The organism is Zoogloea sp., from assembly GCF_041911615.1.
GTDB lineage: Bacteria > Pseudomonadota > Gammaproteobacteria > Burkholderiales > Rhodocyclaceae > Zoogloea.
Genome location: NZ_JAYROR010000099.1, coordinates 85781 through 92165, shown reverse-complemented (window position 1 = coordinate 92165; position 6385 = coordinate 85781). Strand labels below are relative to the sequence as shown.

Below are 6385 nucleotides of genomic sequence, written 5' to 3'. Positions count from 1 at the left end.
GCTCCGCCGCCTGTCGCGGTCGCACCGGCGCCGGCCAAGCCGACGGTTCCGCCGGTCGCCGCCGTCGCACCCGCGCCGGCAGCCAAGCCGGTCACGCCGCCGCCCGCGCCGGTCGCCCAGGCGCCGGTCGTCAAGGAAGAACCCAAGCCCGCCAAGCGGCCCGAGCCGAAGGACGATACGCCGGCCCAGGCCGCCGCGGTCACCAAGGCCGTGCAGAGCTGGGCCGGCGCCTGGTCCAAGAAGGACGTGAAATCCTATCTCGGCCACTACGCCCGCGATTTCGAGCCGCCCAAGGGCTTGAACCGCAAGGACTGGGAGGAAGAACGTAACCAGCGCCTGACCAAGCCGGGCGAGATCGAGGTCAATCTCGAGAACGTCAAGGTCGTCAGCGTCAGCGGCGACCGTGCCACGGTGAAACTCCGCCAGCACTATCGCTCGGCCAACTTGTCTACCTCGTCGAACAAGACGCTCAATCTTGTACTTCAGGACGGCAAATGGGTGATTCAACAGGAGCGGGTCGGCGGTTGATGCAGCGCTTGCAGGTCGCCTTGCGTAGAGGGCTCACGCTGCTCGTGGCGTGTAGCCCTCTTCTGACATGGGGCGCGCCCCCCGTGCCCACGCCCGGCGGCGACCCGGACGCGGCGCTGGGTGCCGTCTTCAAGGACATTGAGCAGAGCCGGCTTGCCAGCGCCCTCGAGAAGGTCGACGCGCTGATCACCGCGTACCCCAACTTTCGCCTCGCCTACCTGATCCGCGGCGATCTGCTGCTCGCCCGCGCCCGCCCCATCGCCACTTTCGGCAACCAGCCCGACGCCCCCGCCGACAAGCTCGCCGACCTGCGCGAGGAGGCCGTCGCGCGCCTCAAGGCCTACCGCAACCGTCCACCCAGCAACTACGTGCCGCGCTACCTGCTCCAGATGGAGCCCGAGCAGAAGTACGCCATTGTCGTGGACACCCAGCGGGCCCGCCTTTACATCTACCAGAACGACAACGGTCGGCCGCGCTTCGTGGCCGACTACTACATCAGCCATGGCAAGCTCGGGGCCGAAAAGCTCCGCGAGGGTGACAAGCGCACGCCGGTCGGCGTCTATCACGTGACCGCCAACCTGCCGCGCCAGAAGCTCTCGGATTTTTACGGCAACGGCGCCTTCCCGATCAGCTATCCCAACGAGTGGGATCGCCAGCAGGGCCGCGACGGCCATGGCATCTGGCTGCACGGCACCCCCAGCGACACCTACTCGCGTCCGCCCCGCGCCTCGGACGGCTGCGTGGTGCTCACCAACCGCGATCTCGACGCCCTGGCCGGCTATCTGCAGATCGGCCTCACGCCGGTCATCATCAGCAACACGGTCGAATGGCTCAGCGTGGATGACTGGGCCGCGGAGCGCAGCGCCCTCAACCGCCAGATCGAATCCTGGCGCAAGGATTGGGAAAGCCGCGACGTGGAGCGGTATCTCTCCCACTACTCCAAGGATTTCCGCAACAACGAAGGCGGCTTCGACCGCTGGGCCGAGCAGAAGCGCGCCGTCAATGCCAGCAAGAGCTGGATCAAGGTGCAACTCGACAAGGTCAGCGTGTTCCGCAGCCCCGGCAAGCAGGATCTCGTCGTCGTCACCTTCGAGCAGGACTACCGCAGCAACAACCTCTCCAACGTCCTCAAGAAGCGCCAGTACTGGCTGAAGGAAGGCGGACGCTGGAAGATCGTCTACGAAGGCTTCGCCTGATTCCGCCGGGCGGCTCGCCCCCAACTCACGAGGACTCAACCCCATGAAGAAGATCCTGCTCGCCCTCGCCCTGGCCGGTCAGGCCCTGGCCGCCGCCGCCGGCAATCCCCAGGTCGAACTCAAGACCAGCGCCGGCAGCATCGTGGTCGAGCTGTACCCCGAAAAGGCCCCCAAAACCGTCGCCAACTTCCTCGAATACGTGAAGAGCGGCTTCTACGACGGGCTGATCTTCCACCGCGTCATCGACGGCTTCATGATCCAGGGCGGCGGCATGAACGCCAGGATGGAAGAGAAGCCGACCCGCGCCCCGGTGAAGAACGAAGCGAAGAACGGCCTCAAGAACGACGCCGGCACCATCGCCATGGCCCGCACCCAGGACCCGAACTCGGCGACCGCGCAGTTCTTCATCAACCTCCAGAACAACGCCCCGCTCAACTACCCGTCGCCGGACGGATTCGGTTACACCGTGTTCGGCAAGGTCACCAACGGCATGGACGTCGTGCGCAAGATCGGCAAGGAAGTCACCGGCAACCGCGGCTTCCACGAGAACGTGCCGCTCACGCCGGTCGTCATCCAGTCGGCGCGCCAGCTACCCGAAGAATCCGCCAAGTAAGCAACCAGCCCAACCACTACCCAACAGGAGCTCCCCATGGCTGTCAAACTCACCACCAACCACGGCGACATCGTCATCGAACTGAACGCCGAAAAGGCCCCCGAGACCGTCAAGAACTTCATCGCCTACGTCGAGGCCGGTCACTACGACAACACCATCTTCCACCGCGTCATCAACGGTTTCATGATCCAGGGCGGCGGCTTCGAGCCCGGCATGAAGCAAAAAGCCACCAATGCGCCGATCAAGAACGAAGCCGACAACGGCCTGAAGAACGTCGCCGGCTCCATCGCCATGGCACGCACCCAGGATCCGCATTCCGCCACCGCCCAGTTCTTCATCAACGTCGAGGACAACGACTTCCTGGACTACAAGGCGCCCAACATCCAGGGTTGGGGCTACTGCGTGTTCGGCCAGGTCAGCGAAGGCATGGACGTGATCAACAAGATCCGCAACGTCAAGACCGGCACCGCCGGCTTCCACCAGGACGTGCCGAAGGAAGACGTGGTCATCCAGCGCGCCGAAGTGGTTTAAGCGGCACCCCGGGGCGAGACGCACATGCAAATCCATTTCATCTCCGATCTGCACCTGTGTGCCGATCGCCCCGCGCTCACCGCGGTGTTCGAGCGCTATCTCGCCGGCCCCGCCCGGGGGGCGCAGGCGCTCTACATTCTCGGTGATCTCTTCGAATACTGGGCCGGCGACGACGATCTCGACGACCCGCTCAACACCCACGTCGCCGCGCAGCTCGCCGCCCTCGCCGCCGTGGGGTGCCGGATTTACTTCATGCCCGGCAACCGCGATTTCCTGCTCGGCGCCGATTTCGCCCGGCGCGCTCACCTCGAAATCCTGCCCGAACCCACACTTGTCCCGCTGGGCGACACGTCCGCCCTGCTCTGCCACGGCGACAGCCTGTGCACCGACGATCTCGCCTACCAGGCCTTTCGCCAACAGGTCCGCAATCCCGCATGGCAAGTGCAGTTCCTCGGCCAGCCGCTGGCCACGCGCAAGCAGATTATCGCCGGCGTGCGCATGCAGAGCGAGGCCGCCAAGTCCGGGAAGGCCGCGGCGATCATGGACGTGAATGCCGAGGCCGTCGCCGCCCTGCTCCGCCAACACGGTTTTCCACGTCTGATCCACGGCCACACCCACCGCCCGGCCGAACACCGGGTCGACGTGGACGGCCACACCTGCGAACGCTGGGTCCTGGCCGACTGGCAGGGCAACCAGGGCGAAGTCCTGATCTGGGCTGACGGCACGCTTCGCCGCGCGAGACTCGAATAAAAAACGGCGCCCAAAGGCGCCGTTTTCCTTTCTAAGCCGCCGTCAGGCGCCGATCTGGGCAAGACCGCGCGCCAGGTCGGCCTTGAGATCCTCCACCGACTCAAGCCCCACCGCCACGCGCAGCAGGCTTTCACGGATACCGGCCGCCTCGCGGGCTTCCGGCGAAATGCGCCCATGGGTTGTGGATGCCGGGTGGGTCAACGTCGTCTTGGTATCGCCGAGATTGGCGGTGATCGACACGACACGGGTCGAATCCACCACTTTCCAGGCCTCCGCGCGGCCCCCTTTCACCTCGAAGCTGACGATCGCGCCGCCACTGCGCTGCTGACGCTTGGCGAGTTCGAACTGGGCGTGGGACGGCAGGCCCGGATAGAACACCCGCGCCACCTGCGGCTGCGCCTCGAGCCAGGTTGCCAGTTCGAGGGCGCTGGCCGACTGGGCTTCCATCCGGATCTTGAGCGTCTCGAGCCCCTTCAGGATCACCCAGGCGTTGAACGGCGAAATGCTCGGGCCAGCCGTGCGGAGGAATTTCAGCACCTCGTCCACCAGCACCTTGCTCCCGCACACCGCACCGCCCAGCACGCGGCCCTGACCGTCGAGATACTTGGTGGCCGAATGGATCACCAGATCCGCACCGAACTTGAGCGGCTGCTGCAGGGCCGGCGAGCAGAAGCAGTTGTCCACCGCCAGCCATGCCTTGGCCTCGTGGGCGATGGCCGCCACGGCGGCGATGTCCACCAGCTCGGTGAGCGGATTGGACGGCGACTCGACGAAGAACAGCTTAGTCTTCGGCGTCACCGCCGCCCGATAGGCGTCCAGATCGGTGGCCGGGACAAAGGTCGAGGCGATGCCGAAGCGCGACAGGATGTTGCCGAACAACTGCTGGGTCGCACCGAAGACGCCGCGCGACACCACCACATGGTCACCCGCCGAAAGCAGCGCCATCACGGTGGACAGGATCGCCGCCATGCCCGAGGCCGTCGCGATGCAGGCTTCGGCGCCTTCCAGCGCGGCGAGGCGCTGCTGCATCGCCGTGACCGTGGGGTTCGTGAAGCGGGCATAGACGTTGCCTTCCTCCTCGCCGGAGAAGCGTGCCGCCGCCTCCGCGGCGCTGCCGAACACGAAGCTCGAGGTGAGATACAGCGCCTCGGAATGCTCGTTGAACTGGCTGCGCTCGATCCCCGCGCGAACCGCGAGGGTATCCGGATCGAGGTCGTTCATCGGTTCGGCACTCAATTTTCGCTCCGGGAAATGAGGTTCAGGTCCATCTGGCCCGGCCCGTCTTCGGCGCCCGGCTTGTTGGCCGCGTCGTTGCGCTGGTTTTCGACCCCGCTGAGGTATTCCGGGGTGACATCGCCGGTCACGTAACAGCCGTCGAAGCAGGACGTCTCGAACACCGAGATCGCCGGGTTGATCGCCTGCACCGCCGCCTTGAGATCGTCGAGATCCTGGTAGATCAGCGCATCGGCGCCGATCTCGCGGCAGATTTCTTCTTCGGTGCGGTTGCTGGCGATCAGCTCGTTCTTGCTTGGCATGTCGATGCCGTAGACGTTGGCATAGCGCACCGGAGGCGCCGCCGATGCCATGTAGACCTTGGTCGCGCCGGCGTCGCGGGCCATCTGCACGATCTCGCGGCTGGTGGTGCCGCGGACGATGGAGTCGTCCACCAGCAGCACGGCCTTGCCCTTGAACTCCTGGTGGATCGTGTTGAGCTTCTGGCGCACCGATTTCTTGCGGATCGCCTGGCCCGGCATGATGAAGGTGCGGCCGATGTAACGATTCTTGACGAAGCCTTCGCGATACGGCACACCCAGGTGATGGGCCATTTCCATCGCCGACGGACGGCTCGAATCCGGAATCGGGATCACCACGTCGATCTTCAGGTGCGGCATCGTCGCGCGCAGCTTGTGGGCGAGGAACTCACCCATCTTGATGCGTGCGTCGTAGACCGAGATGCCATCGATCAGCGAATCCGGACGCGCCAGATACACGTACTCGAACATGCAAGGCGCGTGCACCGTGTGGCCGGCGCATTGGCGGCTATGAAAGCGCCCTTCGGTATCGATCAGGATCGCTTCGCCCGGCGCCACGTCGCGCACCAGCTTGAAGCCCATCACATCCAGCGCCACGCTCTCGGAGGCCACCAGCCATTCTGTACCCTTGGGGGTATCGTTGCGGCCGATGATCAGCGGGCGGATACCGTACGGGTCGCGGAAAGCCAGCAGGCCCGTGCCCGAAATCATCGCCACCGTGGCGTAAGCGCCACGACAGCGGCGATGCACACCGGCCACTGCGCTGAAGACCGTTTCCTCGTCGAGGCGGAAGCTCTTGGCCGCGGCCTGCAGCTCATGGGCCAGCACGTTGAGCAGCACTTCCGAGTCGGAATTGGTGTTGATGTGGCGCAGATCCTGCAGGAACATCTCGCGCTTCAACTCTTCCGAGTTCGTCAGGTTGCCGTTATGGGCCAGCATGATGCCGAACGGCGAATTCACGTAGAACGGCTGGGCCTCCTCGGCGGCCGACGCCGAACCGGCGGTCGGATAGCGCACGTGGGCAATACCCCAGTGGCCGGGCAGATCGCGCATGTTGCGCGTCCGAAACACGTCGCGCACGAGGCCCGAGCCCTTGTGCATGTGAAAACGCCCGTCCTGCGACGTGGCGATGCCCGCGGCGTCCTGCCCGCGGTGTTGGAGCACCTGCAAGCCATCATAAAGAAGCTGATTGACGGGTGTCGTCGCTACTACGCCCAGAATCCCACACATTTCAA

General features: G+C 65.2%; 6 protein-coding genes and 1 pseudogene. 5 read left to right on the top strand and 2 right to left on the bottom strand.

Annotated features, from left to right (window positions below):
• The 5 genes and pseudogenes from ACE3P2_RS12530 to ACE3P2_RS12510 form a co-directional block, all read left to right on the top strand.
• Positions 1-528 (top strand): annotated as a pseudogene (locus ACE3P2_RS12530) (DUF4440 domain-containing protein); the annotation flags it as partial.
• A gap of 83 nt (positions 529-611) precedes the next feature.
• Positions 612-1724, top strand: a complete 1113-nt coding sequence (locus ACE3P2_RS12525; RefSeq protein WP_374264912.1) for a L,D-transpeptidase family protein — start codon at positions 612-614, stop codon at positions 1722-1724.
• A gap of 43 nt (positions 1725-1767) precedes the next feature.
• Positions 1768-2337, top strand: a complete 570-nt coding sequence (locus ACE3P2_RS12520; RefSeq protein WP_374264910.1) for a peptidylprolyl isomerase — start codon at positions 1768-1770, stop codon at positions 2335-2337.
• Between the two features lie 36 nt (positions 2338-2373).
• On the top strand, positions 2374-2868 hold the full coding sequence (locus ACE3P2_RS12515; RefSeq protein WP_374264908.1) for a peptidylprolyl isomerase: 495 nt from the start codon (positions 2374-2376) through the stop codon (positions 2866-2868).
• A 24-nt stretch (positions 2869-2892) separates the two neighbouring features.
• The gene (locus ACE3P2_RS12510) at positions 2893-3618 is read left to right on the top strand and encodes a UDP-2,3-diacylglucosamine diphosphatase (RefSeq protein WP_374264906.1); all 726 of its coding nucleotides are present in this window, start codon (positions 2893-2895) and stop codon (positions 3616-3618) included.
• A gap of 42 nt (positions 3619-3660) precedes the next feature.
• On the opposite strand, the gene ACE3P2_RS12505 is transcribed toward ACE3P2_RS12510, so the two are convergent.
• Together ACE3P2_RS12505 and purF are read right to left on the bottom strand one after the other, a co-directional pair.
• Entirely contained in the window at positions 3661-4839 is a 1179-nt protein-coding gene (locus ACE3P2_RS12505; RefSeq protein ID WP_374264920.1) for an O-succinylhomoserine sulfhydrylase, read from the bottom strand.
• A gap of 11 nt (positions 4840-4850) precedes the next feature.
• On the bottom strand, positions 4851-6380 hold the full coding sequence (gene purF / locus ACE3P2_RS12500; protein ID WP_374264904.1) for an amidophosphoribosyltransferase: 1530 nt from the start codon (positions 6378-6380) through the stop codon (positions 4851-4853).
• Positions 6381-6385 lie beyond the last annotated feature (5 nt).